This is a genomic window from Xanthomonas sp. WCS2018Noco2-27 (genome assembly GCF_031843525.1).
Lineage (GTDB): Bacteria > Pseudomonadota > Gammaproteobacteria > Xanthomonadales > Xanthomonadaceae > Xanthomonas.
Genome location: NZ_JAVTIK010000010.1, coordinates 125,229 through 144,416 on the forward strand (window position 1 = coordinate 125,229; position 19,188 = coordinate 144,416).

The 19,188-nt window shown below is 65.2% G+C and carries 13 protein-coding genes; 4 read left to right on the forward strand and 9 right to left on the reverse strand.

Annotation, left to right across the window (positions count from 1 at the left end):
* The first annotated feature begins 99 nt into the window (after positions 1-99).
* Positions 100-414, forward strand: coding sequence for a hypothetical protein (locus RQH86_RS16250; RefSeq protein ID WP_311240240.1), 315 nt, complete (start codon positions 100-102; stop codon positions 412-414).
* Between the two features lie 79 nt (positions 415-493).
* On the opposite strand, the gene RQH86_RS16255 is transcribed toward RQH86_RS16250, so the two are convergent.
* The 5 genes from RQH86_RS16255 to RQH86_RS16275 all read right to left on the reverse strand — a co-directional run bounded on the left by RQH86_RS16255 (position 494) and on the right by RQH86_RS16275 (position 6,459).
* Complete coding sequence (locus RQH86_RS16255; protein ID WP_055847551.1) at positions 494-2,725, reverse strand: NADP-dependent isocitrate dehydrogenase; 2,232 nt, start codon at positions 2,723-2,725, stop codon at positions 494-496.
* Between the two features lie 373 nt (positions 2,726-3,098).
* Positions 3,099-3,653, reverse strand: a complete 555-nt coding sequence (locus RQH86_RS16260; protein WP_311240239.1) for a hypothetical protein — start codon at positions 3,651-3,653, stop codon at positions 3,099-3,101.
* Between the two features lie 107 nt (positions 3,654-3,760).
* Positions 3,761-4,054: a LysM peptidoglycan-binding domain-containing protein gene (locus RQH86_RS16265; protein ID WP_055847545.1), complete on the reverse strand. Its 294-nt coding sequence runs from the start codon at positions 4,052-4,054 to the stop codon at positions 3,761-3,763.
* Positions 4,055-4,157: 103 nt separating this feature from the next.
* On the reverse strand, positions 4,158-4,973 hold the full coding sequence (gene queF / locus RQH86_RS16270) for an NADPH-dependent 7-cyano-7-deazaguanine reductase QueF (RefSeq protein ID WP_115514083.1): 816 nt from the start codon (positions 4,971-4,973) through the stop codon (positions 4,158-4,160).
* A 169-nt stretch (positions 4,974-5,142) separates the two neighbouring features.
* Entirely contained in the window at positions 5,143-6,459 is a 1,317-nt protein-coding gene (locus RQH86_RS16275) for a M20 family metallopeptidase (RefSeq protein WP_115529067.1), read from the reverse strand.
* 306 nt (positions 6,460-6,765) lie between these two features.
* Here RQH86_RS16275 and RQH86_RS16280 point away from each other — a divergent pair, with 306 nt between their 5' ends.
* The 3 genes from RQH86_RS16280 to RQH86_RS16290 all read left to right on the forward strand — a co-directional run bounded on the left by RQH86_RS16280 (position 6,766) and on the right by RQH86_RS16290 (position 14,620).
* Positions 6,766-8,007, forward strand: a complete 1,242-nt coding sequence (locus tag RQH86_RS16280) for an efflux RND transporter periplasmic adaptor subunit (RefSeq protein WP_311240238.1) — start codon at positions 6,766-6,768, stop codon at positions 8,005-8,007.
* Positions 8,008-8,100: 93 nt separating this feature from the next.
* The gene (locus tag RQH86_RS16285; RefSeq protein ID WP_311240237.1) at positions 8,101-11,349 is read left to right on the forward strand and encodes an efflux RND transporter permease subunit; all 3,249 of its coding nucleotides are present in this window, start codon (positions 8,101-8,103) and stop codon (positions 11,347-11,349) included.
* 130 nt (positions 11,350-11,479) lie between these two features.
* Complete coding sequence (locus RQH86_RS16290; RefSeq protein ID WP_055847529.1) at positions 11,480-14,620, forward strand: efflux RND transporter permease subunit; 3,141 nt, start codon at positions 11,480-11,482, stop codon at positions 14,618-14,620.
* A gap of 781 nt (positions 14,621-15,401) precedes the next feature.
* Here the strand turns inward: RQH86_RS16290 and RQH86_RS16295 are convergent.
* The 4 genes from RQH86_RS16295 to RQH86_RS16310 all read right to left on the reverse strand — a co-directional run bounded on the left by RQH86_RS16295 (position 15,402) and on the right by RQH86_RS16310 (position 19,156).
* A complete protein-coding gene (locus RQH86_RS16295; RefSeq protein ID WP_311240011.1) occupies positions 15,402-16,769 on the reverse strand; it encodes a VOC family protein in 1,368 nt (455 codons plus the stop codon).
* A gap of 151 nt (positions 16,770-16,920) precedes the next feature.
* Entirely contained in the window at positions 16,921-17,538 is a 618-nt protein-coding gene (locus tag RQH86_RS16300) for a hypothetical protein (protein ID WP_311240010.1), read from the reverse strand.
* 29 nt (positions 17,539-17,567) lie between these two features.
* Positions 17,568-18,143: a hypothetical protein gene (locus tag RQH86_RS16305; RefSeq protein WP_115563039.1), complete on the reverse strand. Its 576-nt coding sequence runs from the start codon at positions 18,141-18,143 to the stop codon at positions 17,568-17,570.
* A gap of 254 nt (positions 18,144-18,397) precedes the next feature.
* Positions 18,398-19,156 (reverse strand): HAD family hydrolase, encoded by a 759-nt coding sequence (locus RQH86_RS16310; RefSeq protein ID WP_311240009.1) that lies wholly within the window; start codon positions 19,154-19,156, stop codon positions 18,398-18,400.
* Positions 19,157-19,188: the final 32 nt, after the last annotated feature.

The window sequence follows — 19,188 nt, forward strand, 5'->3', positions numbered from 1 at the left end:
TCACCCTTGAATGGAATTCAATACAGACTTGCAAAAGCCTCGCTTTTGCAGGGCCAAGCCTGCGCCTACTGTGGCTTCCACTCAAGTGGGGGCAGGATCATGCGCATCTTTACCGAGTTGCTGTTCCAGCACGGGCACATTGCCGACGTGGCGCTTGCACGGCAATTGGCAGAAGCCGACACGGCAGTGGAAGCCAAGGCCAAAGCCGAGGCCGAGGTCGAGGTCGAGGCCGGAACCGGAACCGGAACCGAAATCGAAGCCGAAATCGAAGCCCAAGCCGAAGCGGCAGGGCAGACCGCGCGGCGCGCGCCGGTGGCGAGCGCGGCGACACCTCAGCAACGCGCCGAGCACCGCATGGCGCGGCGTGCACGTCGCTTGGTCCGGGCAATGACCGCGCTGTCGCCCTTTCGCTGAAACGAAAAGGCCCGCCTGTCAACGAGGCGGGCCCTGCATATCGCACTGACTGCACGCACCGCCATGCGGTGCGCGGGGATCAGGCCTTCAACGTCGCCAGTACGTCATTGAAGGTCTTGCTCGGGCGCATCGCCTCGCTGACCTTGGCCAGGTCCGGGTGGTAGTAGCCACCGATGTCCACCGGCTTGCCCTGTGCGCCGTTGAGCTCGGCCACGATGGTGGCTTCGTTCTCGGTCAGCGCCTTGGCCAGCGGTGCGAACTTGGCCTGCAATGCGGTGTCTTCGGTCTGCGCGGCCAGGGCCTGCGCCCAATACATCGCCAGATAGAAATGGCTGCCGCGGTTGTCGAGCTCACCGACCTTGCGCGCCGGCGACTTGTTGTTGTCCAGGAACTGGCCGTTGGCCACGTCCAACGCCTTGGCCAGCACGGTGGCCGACGGGTTGTTGTAACGGTTGCCCAGATGTTCCAGCGACGCGGCCAGCGCCAGGAATTCGCCCAGCGAATCCCAGCGCAGGCAGTTCTCTTCGACGAACTGCTGCACGTGCTTGGGCGCCGAGCCGCCGGCGCCGGTTTCGAACAGGCCACCACCGGCCATCAGCGGCACGATGGAGAGCATCTTGGCGCTGGTGCCCAGCTCCATGATCGGGAACAGGTCGGTGAGGTAATCGCGCAGCACGTTGCCGGTGACCGAGATGGTGTCCTGGCCCTTGCGGATGCGCTCCAGCGAGAACGTGGTGGCCTCCACCGGGGGCAGGATGCGGATATCCAGGCCGTTGGTGTCGTGATCCTTCAGATATGTCTCGACCTTGGCGATCACCTGCGCGTCATGCGCGCGCGCCTTGTCCAGCCAGAACACGGCCGGGGTATCGCTCAGGCGTGCACGCTCGACCGCCAGCTTCACCCAGTCCTGGATCGGTGCGTCCTTGACCTGGCACATGCGCCACAAATCGCCGGCTTCCACCGCGTGCTCGAACACCGTCTTGCCATTGGCATCGGTGACCTTGACGGTACCGGCAGCCGACAGCTGGAAAGTCTTGTCGTGCGAGCCGTATTCTTCGGCCTTCTGCGCCATCAGGCCGACGTTCGGCACCGAGCCCATGGTGGACGGGTCGAAAGCGCCATGCGTGCGGCAGTCGTCGATCACCGCTTGATACACGCCGGCATAGCAACGGTCTGGAATCACCGCCTTGGTGTCTTGCAGCTTGCCTTGCGCATTCCACATCTGGCCGGAGTCGCGAATCATCGCCGGCATCGAGGCGTCGACGATCACGTCGCTGGGCACATGCAGGCTGGTGATGCCCTTGTCCGAATTGACCATCGCCAGGCCCGGACGCTGCGCATATTCGGCCTGGATATCGGCCTTGATCTGCGCCTGCTGCGCGTCCGGCAACGCGCCGATGCGCGCGTACAGATCGCCGATACCGTTGTTGGGGTCGAAGCCGACCGACTTGAGCGCGTCGGCGTGCTTGCTCAGCGTGTCCTTGTAGAACTCGCCGACCACCACGCCGAACAGCACCGGGTCGGAGACCTTCATCATGGTGGCTTTCAGATGCACCGAGAACAGCACGTCGCGGGCCTTGGCATCGGCGATCTGCGCGTCGATGAAGCTGGCCAGCGCGCGCTTGCTCAGCACGGCGGCATCGACGATCTCGCCGGCCTTCACTGCAACCTTGTCCTTGAGCACGCTGCTGCTGCCATCGGCAGCGACGAATTCGATCTTCAGCGTGCCGGCCTCGGCCAGCGTGGTGGACTGTTCGCTGCCGAAGAAATCGCCGTCGTCCATGTGCGCCACGTGCGATTTGGAGTCGCTGCTCCACTTGCCCATGCGGTGCGGATGCTTGCGTGCGTAGTTCTTGACCGACAGCGGTGCGCGGCGATCGGAATTGCCTTCGCGCAGCACCGGATTCACCGCACTACCCTTGACCTTGTCGTAGCGCGCCTTGATGTCTTTTTCCGCGGCGTCCTTGGGCTCGTCCGGATACGCCGGCAACGCATAGCCCTGCGCCTGCAGTTCCTTGATCGCGGCCTTGAGCTGCGGCACCGAAGCGCTGATGTTGGGCAGCTTGATGATGTTGGCTTCCGGCGTGGTGGCCAGTTCGCCCAGTTCTGCGAGGTCGTCGGCGATCTTCTGCGCGTCGGTCAGGCTCTCGGGGAACAACGACAGAATACGGCCGGCGAGCGAGATATCGCGCGTTTCGACCACGATCCCGGCGGTGTCGGTGTAGGCATCGATGATCGGCAGCAGCGACTGCGTGGCCAGGAAGGGAGCTTCGTCGGTGAGCGTGTAGAGGATCTTCGGTGTCTTCGACATGAGGTGCGATGGCTCTTGTGGTCGGGAGGAGCGCCGATGCCCGGCGACGTTGACGTTGGCGTGCACGACGGGGGTCGCTAGCGGCACGCCGATCGGCCAGCGCGGCGGACGCGGCATTGGATCAGCACGGCATTGTCGCGTCTGAGCCGCGCCCGGGTAAAGCGACCACAGGCGGACGCTTCATCCCGCCACACGGCCAATCGACATGGATGCAGCTGTAACGAATCCATTGCCGATTGAATGCATAGCAAAAAGGCGCAATCTTGCGATCGCGCCTTGTGCTGCGGTTTGGTGCGGGCGGACGTTGCCGGCTGCGGACATGACGGCGCTCACGTAGAGAGCCGTCGCCACAGGTGGCTGCCAATTACGGCAGTTATTTGACCGTAATGGTCTGCGCGCTACCTGCAGGTTTACCGTCGACCATGACCTGCGCGGTGTACGTGCCGGCGGGCCAGCCATCGGGTTTGCTGAAGCTGAGATTGGTGGTTTCTGCACCCGTGGTGGTCAGCGTGGCGTTCTGCTCGCCGGCCACCTGGCCGTCCTGATAGGTGAGCTTGGCCGAGACCGCTACGTTGCTCGCGCTGCCATCGGTCTTGACCGACACGATGATGGTGTCCTTGGCGCCAACGGTGGCGGACGGTGTCACTGTCTTGTCGGCGGCAGCCTTGGTCCCGACTACGACGCTGGAGACGCTCACCACAGAACCCATCGCGGCTGCGGTATCGGTGCTGGCGGCGCCGGTCGCGGTGCTCTGCCCGGCTTGGTCGCTGGCCGGCGGCGTGGCAGCCGGACCTGGCATCGCCTCAGTGGCAGCGCCGGAGGTGGGATCCTTCGAAACGCTGGCGTCTTCGTCTTTCTTGCAACCGGATAACGCGAGCACGCCGGCAAGCGCAATCACGAGCGTGCTTGAAACGGATTTGGTACGCATGGATCAATCTCCGATGATCGAAAAGATCGTTATTTCTGGAATGTTTTTGCAAGACGCACTCACGCCGCGCCACGCACCTTGCAGTGCAGCGACGATCACGTAGGCAGCTACGCTTTGTGCGGCAAACGCAGGACCTGGCCCGGGAAAATCTTGTCCGGATCCTTGAGCGTTTCGCGGTTGGCTTCGAAAATACGCGGCCACAACGCGCCATCACCCAAGTGACGTTTGGCGATGCTGGATAGACTGTCACCTGCCTGCACAGTGACCGATTCCTCGACCAGCTCTGCGGTGCTTTGCACGCTGGTGCGCACGTTGGAAAAATCCGGCGCAGGCGTCACGTCGGCGGTGCTATCGACCGACGACGTCACATTGGAGAAATCTGCTTTTTTATCGGCACTCATTGCTGCGTTCCTTCGTGCATCACGAGGATTGCAGGGTGCGCGGAGCGCTGTTAAGCGTGGATCGCGCCGCCGTGAAGCTGGCGCGATCCTCGAACGCGACCGATTACTGGCGCAAATCGCGAAAGATCGACAGCGGCGTGGGCACGCTGGGCGAGCTACGCAGCGGGTTGATATCCAGCCCGCCACGCCGGGTGTAACGCGCCTCGACCACCAGCCACTCAGGGGCGCAACGGGTCAGCACGTCATTGAAAATACGCTCCACGCATTGCTCATGAAACTCGGCGTGGTCGCGGAAACTCACCAGATAGCGCAGCAGGCCTTCGCGGTCGATCGGCGCACCCCGATAGCGCAGCGTGACGCTGGCCCAATCCGGTTGGCCGGTCACCGGGCAATTGGATTTGAGCAATGCCGAGGTCAGCACTTCTTCCACGGCCGCCGCTGTCTGCGCACGCAGATACGCCGCATTGGGCGGGCCGTAATCGTCGATGCTGACATCCAGGGTATCGATCGACTCGCCTTCGCCCACCGCATCAATCGGCGGCAAACCGAATTCCACCGATACATCGGCGCCGGCACGCGTGGACAGGTCGGTGACGATGCGCGTGCGCACCGCTTCGGCACTGTTGAAGCGCGTGGCATTGAGCGAGTTGAGATACAGCTTGAGCGATTTGGATTCGATCAACGACGGCGAATCGAAGGGCACATGCAAGGTGGCCGTAGCCACGCACGGCTTGCCCTGTGCATCCAGCCAGCTCAGCTCGTAGGCGTGCCAGCGATCGCGGCCGATGAACGGCAACGCGCCGGTCAGGCCGATCGCCTCACGACCGGCCGCGCGCGGAATGGGAAACAGCAGCGACGGATCGTAGCCGCTGGGGTAAGCGACCTCACGACCGAGGGTGGAATCTTCTGGGGTATTCATCCCGCCATTTTAGGCCGAGCCGACTGGCCGTGAGCTATATGGCGAACGCTGGAGCATCGAGCTGGCGACGGCAGCAGCGGGGCTTCAAGCAGCCCGCCGACCCACTTGATCGGCAACGGTCAGCGGGAATCGTGCAACGGCACACGATTCCCGATTCCCGATTCCCGATTCAGCCTGTCTCACCTTGATGCAGATAATCCAGCGACACCTGCAACAGCGCGCGCAGGCCCACGTCCAGCGAGGATTCGTCCAGCAGGAACTGCGGCGAATGGTTGCTGGGCGCGGTGGCCGGGTCGATGCCCTTGGCGGTGGAGCCGACGAAGAAGAACATCGACGGCACCTGCTGGGCGTAGAACGAGAAGTCTTCGGCACCCATCTGCAGCGGCGGCTCGTACACGTTGTCGGCGCCCACCACGGCCTGCAGGCTGGGCAGCATCTTGGCAGTCAGGGCCGGGTCGTTGACCGTGGCCGGGTTGCCGTCCTGGTCGGGCACCTTTGCATCCACCTTGGCGCCGTGTGCGGCGGCGGTGTGCTCGGCCACATTTTTGAGGTCGGCAAAGATCTGCTGGCGCATGCCTTCGTCGAAGGTGCGGATGGTGCCGACCATTTCCACATCGTCGGGGATGATGTTGTAGCGGATGCCGCCCTTGATCGCGCCAAAGCTCAGCACCGCCGGCTGCTTGGACAGGTTGGCGCGGCGGCTGATCACCGTCTGCGCGGTGGAAATCATGTCGGCGCTGGCCACGATCGGGTCGATGCCGTTCCACGGCGCCGACCCGTGGGTCTGGCGGCCGATCATCTTGATCGCAAAGCGGTCAGAGGCCGCCATCAGCGGGCCGCTACGCACGGCGATCTTGCCGGCCTGCACGCTGGAGAACACATGCAGGCCGAACACCGCCTGCGGCTTGAAGTCGGCAAACAGGCCCTCCTTGAGCATCAGCGAGGCGCCGCCTTCTTCGTTGCCGGGCGCGCCTTCTTCGGAGGGCTGGAAGATCAGCATCACTTCGCCGGGCAGCTGGTCGCGCATGCCCACCAGCGCTTCGGCCACGCCGAGCAGGATGGCGGTGTGGGCGTCGTGGCCGCAGGCATGCATCACCCCGACCTGCTCGCCGCGGTATTCGGCGGTGGCCTTGGAGGCGAAGGCCAGCCCGGTCTGCTCTTTGACCGGCAGCGCGTCCATGTCCGCGCGCAGCGCGATCCTGGGGCCGGGCTTGCCGCCCTTGATGATCGCCACCACGCCGTGATGGGCAATGCCGGTGCGCGGCTTGAGGCCGAGCTTGCGCAGCTGCGCGGCCACGGTGGCGGCGGTGCGCTCCTCGCGGTTGGACAGCTCCGGGTGCTGGTGGAAGTCGCGGCGCCACTGCACCACCTTGGGCTGCAACGTGCTGGCGACGGTCTGGACCTCGGGCCGTGGCGCGGCCTGTGCGGCGGCAAGCGTAGGCAGGGCCAGCAGCAGCGCGCTGGTCAGCAGGCGGGAATGGCGCATCGAGAATCCTCCAATGAGTGGCCTTCACTGTAGTGCACCGCACCGCCAGAGCGCAGCGTGGCCGGTGGCGAAGGCCTGGTTGGCCGGTGGCACGGGCTCCCGGGCCATGGTGGGGACCGATTCAGCCCGGCGGTCAACCGCAGCGCCACTGACGCGTTGCCGCTGCACGCATCCGTGAACCATGCGGGCGTTTCGTTCGATGAGCCGTTACTTCAGTAACGCTCAATTGCCCGGACGCAACGATATGCTTCGCAATGCCGCCCCACGGTCGCCCCAAGCGCCCGGCCCGCCCTCAGGAGTTGTCGCATGTCGCGTTTTTGGAAGATCACACTGCTGGTCGTAGCGGTGCTCGTCGTGGTGTTTGTCGCAATGCGGATGATGGGCGGGGGCAATCGCGGCAAGCAGGCGGACGCGCCGGATGGCAATGGCACCGAAAACAGCGGCCCGGTGCCGGTGACGGTGGTGCCCGCCACGACCCAGGATGTGCCGGTCTACGCCAGCGCGCTGGGCACGGTGACCGCGCTCAACACGGTCACGGTCAGCCCGCAGGTCGGTGGCCAGCTGATGAGCCTGAATTTCAAGGAAGGCCAGGAAGTGAAGAAGGGCGAGCTGCTGGCCCAGATCGATCCGCGCACCTTGCAGGCCAGCTACGACCAGGCGCTGGCGGCCAAGCGGCAGAATCAGTCGCTGCTGGCGACGGCGCGGGTGAACTACCAGCGCTCCAACGACCCGGCCTACAAGCAGTACGTCTCGCGCACCGACCTGGACACCCAACGCAACCAGGTGGCGCAGTACGAGGCGGCGGTGTCGGCCAACGATGCGCAGATGCGCTCGGCGCAGGTGCAATTGCAGTTCACCCGCGTCACCGCGCCGATCGACGGCATTGCCGGCATCCGTGGCGTGGACGTGGGCAATATCGTCAGCGCCAGCTCCACCATCGTCACGCTGACCCAGATCCGCCCGATCTACGTGTCCTTCAACCTGCCCGAACGCGAGCTGCAGGCCGTGCGCAGCGGCCAGGCGGCCACCCCGCTGGATGTGGCGGCGCTGGACCGCGGCGATGCCCATGTCATCAGCGGCGACGGCAAGCTGGATGTCATCGATAACCGCATCGCCGCCGACAGCGGCACCTTCGGCGCGCGCGCGATCTTCGACAACACCGACAACGCGTTGTGGCCGGGGCAGTTCGTCAACGTGCGGCTGCAGCTGCGCACCATCTCCGGCGGCACCGTGGTGCCGACCCAGGCCGTGCAGCGTGGCCCTGAAGGCGATTACGTCTACGTGGTGGGCAACGACAACACCGCGCAGATGCGCACAGTAGTGCAGGGCGTGGAGGTGGACGACAGCCATGTGCAGGTCACCAAGGGCCTCAAGCCCGGCGAGCGCGTGGTCACCGAAGGCCAGTTCCGGCTCAAGCCGGGCAGCAAGGTCAGCGCGCTCAAGCCGGGCGAAACTCCGCCCGAGCCCACCGAAGCCGAACTCAAGGCGGCGCAGGACAAGCAGAAGGGCGGCGGCAGCGGCGGCCGACGTGGCGGCGGCCCGCGCTAATGCCTGACCACTGGCGACGGAACACCCCGTCGCCAGTGCGCGTCGGCGCCCTGCGCGCCGGCACCGATTGACGTCTTCAGCAAGGACTCCCCCGTGGGCTTTTCGACCATCTTCATCCGCCGCCCCATCGCCACCTCGTTGTTGATGGCGGGCGTCCTGCTGCTGGGCATCCTGGGCTACCGGCAATTGCCGGTGTCGGCATTGCCGGAAATCGACGCGCCCAGCCTGGTCGTGACCACCCAGTACCCCGGCGCCAACGCGACCACCATGGCCTCGCTGGTGACCACGCCGCTGGAACGCCAGTTCGGGCAGATCTCCGGCTTGCAGATGATGACCTCCGACTCCTCGGCGGGCCTGTCCACGATCATTCTGCAGTTCTCGATGGACCGCGACATCGACATCGCCTCGCAGGACGTGCAGGCGGCGATCCGCCAGGCCACCCTGCCCTCGTCATTGCCGTATCAACCGGTCTACAACCGGGTCAATCCGGCCGATGCGGCCATCCTCACCCTCAAGCTCACCTCCGATTCGCTGCCGCTGCGCGAGGTCAACCGCTACGCCGATGCGATCCTGGCCCAGCGCCTGTCGCAGGTGCCGGGCGTGGGCCTGGTGTCGATCGCTGGCAACGTGCGCCCGGCCGTGCGCATCCAGGTCAACCCGGCGCAGCTATCGAACATGGGCCTGACCATGGAGTCGCTGCGCAGCGCGCTGACCCAGACCAATGTCAGCGCGCCCAAGGGTTCGCTCAACGGCAAGACCCAGTCCTACAGCATCGGCACCAACGACCAGCTCACCGATGCGGCGCAGTACCGCGAGACCATCATCAGCTTCGCCAACGGCCGGCCGGTGCGGCTGGCCGATGTGGCCAACGTGGTGGATGGGGTAGAAAACGACCAGCTCGCCGCGTGGGCCGATGGCAAGCCGGCGGTGCTGCTGGAAATCCGTCGCCAGCCGGGCGCCAACATCGTGCAGACGGTGGAACAGATCCGCAGCATCCTGCCGCAGCTGCAATCGGTGTTGCCGGCCGACGTGCATCTGGAGGTGTTCTCCGACCGCACCGAAACCATCCGCGCCTCGGTGCACGAGGTGAAGTTCACCCTGGTGCTGACCATCGCGCTGGTGGTGGCGGTGATCTTCGTGTTCCTGCGCCGGTTGTGGGCCACCATCATTCCCTCGGTGGCAGTGCCGCTGTCGCTGGCCGGCACCTTCGGGGTGATGGCGTTCGCCGGCATGTCGCTGGACAACCTGTCGCTGATGGCGCTGGTGGTGGCGACCGGGTTCGTGGTCGACGATGCGATCGTGATGATCGAAAACATCGTGCGCTACATCGAACAGGGCAAGACGGGCCCGGAAGCGGCCGAGATCGGCGCCAAGCAGATCGGCTTCACCGTGTTGTCGCTGACCGTGTCGCTGGTGGCGGTGTTCCTGCCGCTGCTACTGATGCCGGGCGTCACCGGGCGGCTGTTCCATGAATTTGCGTGGGTGCTGTCGATTGCGGTGGTGATCTCGATGCTGGTGTCGCTGACGCTGACGCCGATGATGTGCGCCTACCTGCTCAAGCCCGACGCCCTGCCCGAAGGCGAGGACGCGCACGAACGCGCAGCAGCGGCGGGCAAGACCAATCTGTGGACGCGCACGGTGGGCGCGTACGAGCGCAGCCTGGATTGGGTGCTGGCGCACCAGCCGCTGACCCTGGCGGTGGCGATCGGCGCGGTGGCATTGACGGTGGTGCTGTATGTGGCGATCCCCAAGGGCCTGCTGCCCGAGCAGGACACCGGCCTGATCACCGGCGTGGTGCAGGCCGATCAGAACGTGGCCTTCCCGCAGATGGAGCAGCGCACCCAGGCGGTGGCCGCCGCGCTGCAGAAAGACCCGGCGGTGACCGGCGTGGCCGCCTTCATCGGCGCCGGCACCATGAACCCGACGCTCAACCAGGGCCAGTTGTCGATCGTGCTGAAGACGCGCGGCGACCGCGACGGCCTGGACGAGGTGCTGCCGCGCCTGCAAAAGGCCGTGTCCGGCATTCCGGGCGTAGCGCTGTTCCTCAAGCCGGTGCAGGACGTCACTCTGGACACCCGCGTGGCCGCCACCGAATACCAGTATTCGATCTCGGACGTGGACAGCACCGAGCTGGCCACCTGGGCCGGGCGCATGACCGAGGCGATGCGCAAGCTGCCCGAGCTGGCCGATGTGGACAACAACCTGGCCAACCAGGGCCGTGCGCTGGAGCTGACCATCGACCGCGACAAGGCCAGCATGCTCGGCGTGCCGATGCAGACCATCGACGACACGCTGTACGACGCCTTCGGCCAGCGCCAGATCTCCACCATCTTCACCGAGCTCAATCAGTACCGCGTGGTGCTGGAAGTGGCGCCGGAATTCCGCAGCAGCACCGCGTTGATGAATCAGCTGGCGGTGGCCAGCAACGGCAGCGGCGCACTGACCGGCACCAATGCCACCAGCTTCGGCCAGGTGACCTCGTCCAACTCGTCCACCGCCACCGGCGTGGGCAACCAGAACACCGGCATCGTGGTCGGCGCCGGCAGCATCATTCCGCTGGCCTCGCTGGCGCAAGCCAAGGTCACCAACACGCCGTTGGTGGTGAGCCACCAGCAGCAGCTGCCGGCGGTGACCATCTCGTTCAATCTGGCGCCGGGGCACTCGTTGTCGCAGGCGGTAGCAGCGATCGAAAAGGCACGCGAAGACCTCAAGATCCCGACCCAGGTGCATGCGCAGTTCGTCGGCAAGGCGGCCGAATTCACCGGCAGTCAGACCGATATCGTGTGGTTGCTGCTGGCCTCGATCGTGGTGATCTACATCGTGCTGGGCGTGCTGTACGAAAGTTACATCCACCCGCTGACGATCATCTCCACCCTGCCGCCGGCCGGTGTCGGCGCGTTGCTGGCGTTGATGATGTGCGGGCTGAGCCTGTCGGTGGACGGCATCGTCGGCATCGTGCTGCTGATCGGCATCGTCAAGAAGAACGCGATCATGATGATCGACTTCGCCATCGACGCCCGCCGCGAAGGCGCCAACGCGCATGAGGCGATCCGCCGCGCCTGCCTGCTGCGTTTCCGCCCGATCATGATGACCACCGCCGCCGCCATGCTGGGCGCGTTGCCGCTGGCACTGGGCACCGGCATCGGCTCGGAACTGCGTCGCCCGCTCGGCATCGCGATTGTAGGTGGCCTGTTGCTGTCGCAGCTGGTGACGCTGTACACCACCCCGGTGATCTATCTGTACATGGAACGCGCCGGTGAGCGCTTGCGTGCATGGCGCGCGCAGCGTGCCGCACGCCGCGATGGCGCAAACCCCGCACCCACCTCGGAGCGCCCTGCATGAGGACTGGTGCAGCGATTGCTGATCGGATTGCCGGCCTGCGGCCTCGCCTGCCCACACGCGCACTCGGGCGTTGCGTTGGCCTTGCTTGCCGATTCCCGACTCCCGATTCCCGATTCCCGGCGCCACAGGCATGAACATCTCCGCGCCCTTCATCAAGCGCCCGATCGGCACCTCGTTGCTGGCGATCGGTTTGTTCGTGATCGGATTGATGTGCTATCTGCGGCTGGGCGTGGCGGCGTTGCCGAACATCCAGATCCCGGTGATCTTCGTGCACGCCACGCAGTCCGGCGCCGATGCCAGCACCATGGCCTCCACCGTCACCGCGCCGCTGGAACGCCACCTGGGACAGCTGCCCGGCATCGACCGCATGCGCTCGTCCAGTTCGGAGAGCAGCAGCCTGGTGGTGCTGGTATTCCAGAGCAATCGCAACATCGATTCGGCCGCGCAGGACATCCAGACCGCGATCAATGCATCGCAATCGGACCTGCCTTCCGGGCTCGGCACGCCGATTTACTCCAAGGCCAATCCGAACGACGACCCGGTCATCGCCATCGCCTTGACCTCGGACACCCAGTCGGCCGATGAGCTCTACAACGTGGCCGATTCGCTGCTGGCGCAGCGCTTGCGCCAGATCACCGGTATCAGCTCGGTGGATATCGCCGGTGCGTCCACGCCGGCAGTGCGCGTGGACGTGGACCTGCGTGCGCTCAACGCACTCGGGCTGACCCCGGACGACCTACGCAACGCGGTGCGCGCCGCCAACGTCACCTCGCCGACCGGATTCCTGTCCGACGGCAATACCACCATGGCCATCATCGCCAACGATTCGGTGGCCAAGGCCGCCGATTTCGCGCAGTTGGCGATCTCCACCCAATCCAACGGGCGCATCGTGCGGTTGGGCGATGTGGCCACCGTCTACGACGGCCAGCAGGATGCGTATCAAGCCGCCTGGTTCAACGGCAAACCGGCGGTGGTGATGTATGCCTTTACCCGCGCCGGCGCCAACATCGTCGAGACCGTGGACCAGGTCAAAACGCAGATTCCCGAGCTGCGCGCCTACCTGCAGCCCGGCACCACGCTCACGCCCTACTTCGACCGCACGCCCACCATCCGCGCCTCGCTGCACGAGGTGCAGGCCACGCTGATGATCAGCCTGGCGATGGTGGTGCTGACCATGGCGCTGTTCCTGCGCCGGCTCGCGCCCACGCTCATTGCCGCAGTCACCGTGCCGTTGTCGCTGGCCGGCTCGGCGCTGGTGATGTACGTGCTGGGCTTCACCTTGAACAACTTGAGCCTGCTGGCGCTGGTGATCGCCATTGGCTTTGTGGTCGACGACGCGATCGTGGTGATCGAAAACGTCATGCGACATCTGGACGAAGGCATGCCACGTCTGGAGGCCGCCCTGACCGGTGCGCGCGAGATCGGCTTCACCATCGTGTCGATCACTGCCTCGCTGGTGGCGGTGTTCATTCCGATGCTGTTTGCCAGCGGCATGGTCGGCGCGTTTTTCCGCGAATTCACCGTGACCCTGGTGGCGGCGATCGTAGTGTCGATGCTGGTATCGCTGACCTTGACCCCGGCGCTGTGCAGCCGCTTCCTGTCGGCGCATACCGAGCCCGAAAAACCCGGCCGTTTCGGCGCCTGGCTGGACCGCATGCACGAGCGCATGCTCGCCATTTACACCGTGGCGCTGGACTTTTCGTTGCGCCACGCACTGCTGCTGTCACTGACGCCGTTGCTGTTGATCGCCGCCACTATTTTTCTGGGCAGCGCAGTCAAGAAAGGCTCGTTTCCCGCGCAGGACACGGGCCTGATCTGGGGCCGCGCCAATTCCAGCGCCACGGTGTCGTTTGCCGACATGGTCAGCCGCCAGCGCCGCATCACCGACATGCTGATGGCCGACCCGGCGGTAAAAACCGTGGGCGCGCGGCTAGGCTCCGGCCGCCAGGGGTCGAGCGCCTCGTTCAATATTGAGTTGAAAAAACGCAATGAAGGCCGCCGCGACACCACCGCACAAGTGGTCGCACGCCTGAGCGCCAAAGCCGACCGCTACCCCGATCTGGACCTGCGTCTGCGCGCCATCCAGGACCTGCCCAGCGACGGCGGCGGCGGCACCAGCCAGGGCGCGCAATACCGCGTGTCGCTGCAGGGCAACGATCTTGCACAGCTGCAGCAATGGCTGCCCAAGCTGCAGGCGGCGCTGAAGAAGAACACACGCTTGCGCGATGTCGGCACCGACGTGGATACCGCCGGCCTGCGCCAGAACATCGTGATCGACCGTGCCAAGGCCGCGCGCCTGGGGATCACGGTCGGTGCGATCGACGGCGCGTTGTATGGCGCCTTCGGCCAGCGCTCGATTTCCACCATCTACTCCGATCTCAACCAGTACAGCGTGGTGGTCAACGCACTGCCCTCGCAGACCGCCACGCCCAAGGCGCTGGATCAGATCTTCGTGCCCAACCGTGCCGGGCAGATGGTGCCGATCACCGCGGTGGCCACCCAGACCCCCGGCCTGGCGCCGCCGCAGATCATCCACGAAAACCAGTACACCACGATGGATCTGAGCTACAACCTCGCTCCGGGCGTGAGCACCGGTGAGGCGGATCTGATCATCAAGTCCACGGTGGACGGATTGCGCATGCCCGACGGCATCCGCCTCAGCGGCGACAACAGCTTCAATGTGCAGCTCAGCCCCAATTCGATGGGGGTGTTGTTGCTGGCTGCCGTACTCACCGTCTACATCGTGCTGGGCATGCTCTACGAGAGCCTGATCCACCCGGTGACCATCCTGTCCACGCTGCCGGCCGCCGGTGTCGGCGCGCTGCTGGCGTTGTTTCTCACCAACACCGAGCTGTCGGTGATCTCGATGATTGCGTTGGTGCTGCTGATCGGCATCGTCAAGAAGAACGCGATCATGATGATCGACTTCGCCTTGGTGGCGCAGCGCGTGCATGGCATGGATGCGCGTGCAGCCGCACGCGAAGCGTCGATCGTGCGCTTCCGCCCGATCATGATGACCACGATGGTGGCGATCCTGGCGGCAGTGCCGCTGGCGGTGGGCCTGGGCGAAGGCTCGGAACTGCGCCGCCCGCTCGGTATCGCGATGATTGGCGGCCTGGTGTTTTCGCAGAGCCTGACCTTGCTCAGCACCCCGGCGCTGTATGTGATCTTCTCGTGCCTGAGCGAACGTTGGAAAGCGCGCCGCGCGCGTGCGCGCGCACGCCGTGCAGAACGCGCGGCGGCACGGCGCCCGGCGGCGTCGGCGCACTGAGCCGCACTTGGCAAAAGACCGCACCCGCCAGACGTGTGCGGTCTTTTCTTGGGTCCTAGATCGCCCTGATTTTTTTTCTAAGCTCACCCCCAAAGTGGACGTGGCTGGATTTGTGGTTCCCATCAGCACACGACCAAGCTGCTAGGTGCGATGCCCTCGCCGATTGCGGGACCGTGTGGCGGCATGGATGCCGCCACCGAGCCTCCAGGGACGGATTCACGGCGTGTCCCGCCAGCGGTGAGGGCATCGCGCCCTCGACGCACTCGGCTTCGGAACATCCAAGCGACGCTGAAGCTCAAGACATCTCTCGCCTTGAGAGGTAATCGAACGGTGCTGAGATGCCGTCGGGTGCAGAGCAGATAATCTTCGGCTGCGTTGCAGCGCCCTTACCCGCCCACCATCGCGGGACACGCTGCAAGTATGTCCTTGTCAACTCTTACGCGGTATCCATGCCGCGCAAGGTCCCGCGACGGTGGGCGGGCAAGGACCAGTAGAGATGGTCGGTGTGCGTGGTTACAAGCAGGGGATGGAGCGCGGTAGTTCGATTAGGTGCGGTCTGATCAGCTTAGGTCTATCCGATCGATGTCACTTCCCTCCAACACCAACTCATTCGTCAAAGCAGGGGCGTGTGGCCAACACGCCGCCGCTATCGAGACAGCGTTGAGAAATTGATAAGTCGCCCTTCGTAGTGCATGCAGTTGGGCGAGATCGCATGCAGCAACTGAAACTGCGGGATACCGCTACCTCACACACCCACCTGATACCGTCGATTGGTGCTGCCTTACACCACCAACGCCAGCAACGATGCGCGTTCCAGCTGCGCATACAGCGCGAACTCGTCATGCACCTGCGCGCCCAACGCCTGCTCGAAACTGCGCTTGCTCGAATGCGCGGCGTACGCGCGCTGCTCGGCGCCGCCCAGATTGGACTGGAAGATGCCGGCTGCGCTGACCGGCAAAAAATCTTCGTAGATGATCGGATCGGCACTGACCAGGCCGAGCGCGATGGCGGTTTCCGCCGGCATTGCGGCCACCTGTGCCGGATCGGCGCGGCCGGCATCGGTCAGCGCGTAGCGGAAATAGCCCAGCCCTTCCTGACGCAGCAGCGCCTCGTCGTCGGGAAAGGCCACGAAAGCGGTTTGCAGGCGTGTGGCGTAATCGACACCGGTGCTGCCGGCACCCTCGGCATCGCGTGCCTGCGCCAATAGCGCGTCGTAAAGCGCGCGGCCCTTGGGCGTCAGCGCAAGCCCGCGCTGTTCGATCTCGCCAAAGCGCGCGGTGTGCGTGCCGTGCTCGGGCTGCCCGCCGTCGCCGACAAAGCCCACCGGCTCTTCAAACGCCTTGAAACTGGTCTGACGCAGCAGGATCGGCACGCGCCGACGCGGCGGCCCTTCGATCACCGCCTTCGCATCGATACCGGCCCGCTGCATCTGCGCCTGCGCCGCATCAATATCCAACGTCCGCGGAGTCAGATGATTGATATGTGGGCCGTGGAAACTCACCACATCGGCAATCAACTTGTGCGCATCGCTCAGCGCGCGGTAGGTGGGCAACGACACCGTGGCATCGCCATGCCAGCGGAAGGTTTCCAGCGCTTCGGCCACAAAGCGCTGCGCCTGCTCGGCATCCAGCCCGCCGACACGCTCGCGCTGTTCGATCAACTCCACGACACCGCTGGTGAAGATCTGCCGCTGCTCCAGGATCTGCGCGGCCTGCGCGCGTAACGCGGCGTCCTCGATCAGTTCCAGCCGCAACAGCGAGGTGAACACGCGGAACGGATTGGCCGACAGCGCTGCCTCGTCGATCGGGCGGAACGCGGTGGAATGCACCGGCACGCCTGCCACGGAGAGGTCGTAATAGCCCACCGGGTGCATGCCCATCACCGCGAACAGGCGGCCCAAGGTGGCCAGTTCGGCCGCCGTGCCGACCCGGATGGCGCCGTGCCGCTCCAGATCCAACCGTGCGCGCTCATCGTTGCGCTGCAGCCGCGCCGCCAATGCCGGATCGGCATCCAGTACATGCGCGTTGACCTGCGCCACCAGCGTCATCAGGTCGCCGTACAACGGCACCTCGGTGCGATACATGTCCGACATCGCCTGCGCGAACAGGCTGCGAATGTGATCGGGAGAGACAAACACGGTATCGCGCATGGCGTGGTCTTGGCAGAGGCCGGCCGATGCCAGCGTTAGCGCATTCTCGCCGACCACGCCCTGCGGCGACCAGCTGCACGGCAGCATCGCATCCGCGCGTTGGCGCGTAGACAGCCTGGGGTGCGCCTGGGCCGGCGACACGTCTTGCGCGTTACAACCCCGCCTGCGCTGCGGCGTCGGCCGCTTCGCTGGACTCGCGCGCAGCCTCCAGCCGCTGCGCATGATCGCCAAGCTGGCGACGCAGCAGCGCGTCCAGGGTGATCGGCCGTTCCCAGCGGTCGTAACTGGCGACGATGGCATGCCGCAGCGCGCGGACATGCGCGCTATCCGGCTCTACCGACAGCCGTGTGATCACGCCTTCCCACCCGTCATGATGATCGCGGGTGTAGGCGCGCACGCTGTCGCGGCACGACAGCTGCACCGTGTGCGCCCACGCGCAGGCGAAATAGATGTCGCCGGCATGCCAGCCGTGCACCTGCAGCAGTGCCTGCACGTAGCCGCGCGGGGTCTGGGTGTAGCGCGCCACCTCATCGATAAAACTGTCGGGGTAGCGCTGCGCATAGCTCCCCATGTCGGCCAGATGCTGGTCCACCCACGCATCGCCGGTACCGGGCATCACCGCCGGCGCGACCTCCTGCGCCTGGCTACCGCCAGCAGGCGCAGGCACGCCCTGCGCGACCGCCAGCACCGGAACCAGCAGGGCCGCCAGCAATGGCAGCGATCGCAACCGAGGTGAGCGTAAGACAGGCATGCCCCGATGATGCCGCATGCTCGCGCCGGTGTCAGGCCACACGCGTGTCAGCGCAGATCGTAGAAGCCGATGGTGCGCACTTCGCGGCAGCCGCTCAGATCGCAAGAGCCCACGTAGCCGGGACCGATGTAACGCTGGCGCGCATCGCGATTGTGCGGGCTGCTGTACGGGTCCGGCCCATACAGGCCGTTGCCGTAGTAGATCTGCCCATACGGACGGTTGCGCGATGCCCCAAACCGTAGTTCGCGGCCATAGCCATAACCGCCATAGCCACCGCCGTAGCGGACGTCGGAATATCGATCGGCCGAAAACGCAGAACTGCGGTCGCTTGCAGTCGGGCGGGACTGCAATTTCGCGATGCTCTCACCGTGCGCATCCACATAGCCTTGTTCGCTGTCGAAGCGGACGGTGCGGAAATACACGATTTCCCCACCCACCTTGCGCGTGCGAAGACGCACATAGTCGCCCGCATCTTCGTAGTACGGCTGCCCGTCGCGAAAGATCACCTCGCTGGGGTTGATGATTTCTTCTTCGAGCTCGGCAGCCGCAAGCGGCGTGGTGCCGGCGAGCAGCCCCAGCGCAACGGCCAGCACTGCACGATGGGTGACGGACAACATGTTCATGGGCAATCCCTCCAAAGTCGGCCATGCACGCCTGCTGGCCGGAACGTCCTGTTGACGGGCACAGCAATGTGCCCGCATGTCGATTCATCGCATCTGCAAACCGGCGACTCCGTAACGACCGCCCTGGCCACTGCAGCTGACGTGGAAGATCCAGCCATTGCCACGGCAGTGCGACAGTTTAAGGCGCGTCAGCACGGAGTACGTATCCCAAGCGGTCGCGACCGTTCCTTCTAACCGCAGCGCGTGCCGCGGGCTTAGCTTAGCGCGTGCCGCCCAGCCAGTGCATCCAGCGCATGCACGGCGGCCGGCCAGCCTGCGGCATCGGGCACTTCGCGCATACGCGGCTCGTCGGCAGCGACGCTGTGCTCTTGCTCATGCGCCCAGGTCACCGCGTAGGGGGTGTAGATGCCCCAGCCGCCGATCGCCAGCACCGGCTCCACATCGGAGCGCAACGAGTTGCCGATCATCACGAAACGCTGCGCCGGCAGGTCGAATTCGCCGAGCACGCGCGCGTAGGTCTGGGGGTCCTTTTCGGACACCACTTCGACTCGCGGGAACAGCTCGGTCAGGCCGGACTGCGCGATCTTCTGCTCCTGATGAAACAGGTCGCCCTTGGTGATCAGCACCACCGCATAGTCGGCGGCGATGGCGCTGACCGCCTCACGCACCCCGGCGATCACGTCTACCGGGTGCTGCAGCGTGGCGCGTCCGATCTCGACGATGCGCTGAATGTCGCGCGCGTCGATGCGGGCGTCGGTCAGTTCGATGGCGGTTTCGATCATCGACAGCGTCATGCCCTTGGCGCCGTAACCGAACACCTTCAGGTTGCGCCGCTCCACCGCCAGCAGGTGCTGCTGCATGCGACTGTCGCCCAGGTCGAGATAGCCAGCCAGGATCGCCTCGAAATCCGCTTCGGCGCTGCGGTAATAGTCCTCGCTTTTCCAGAGGGTATCGTCGCCATCGAAGCCGACCAGTTGAATCGCCTGGCCGTCGCGCTGTGCAAAAGAAGTCATCGCGCAAGTCTAGCAGCGCACCAGCACGCTGC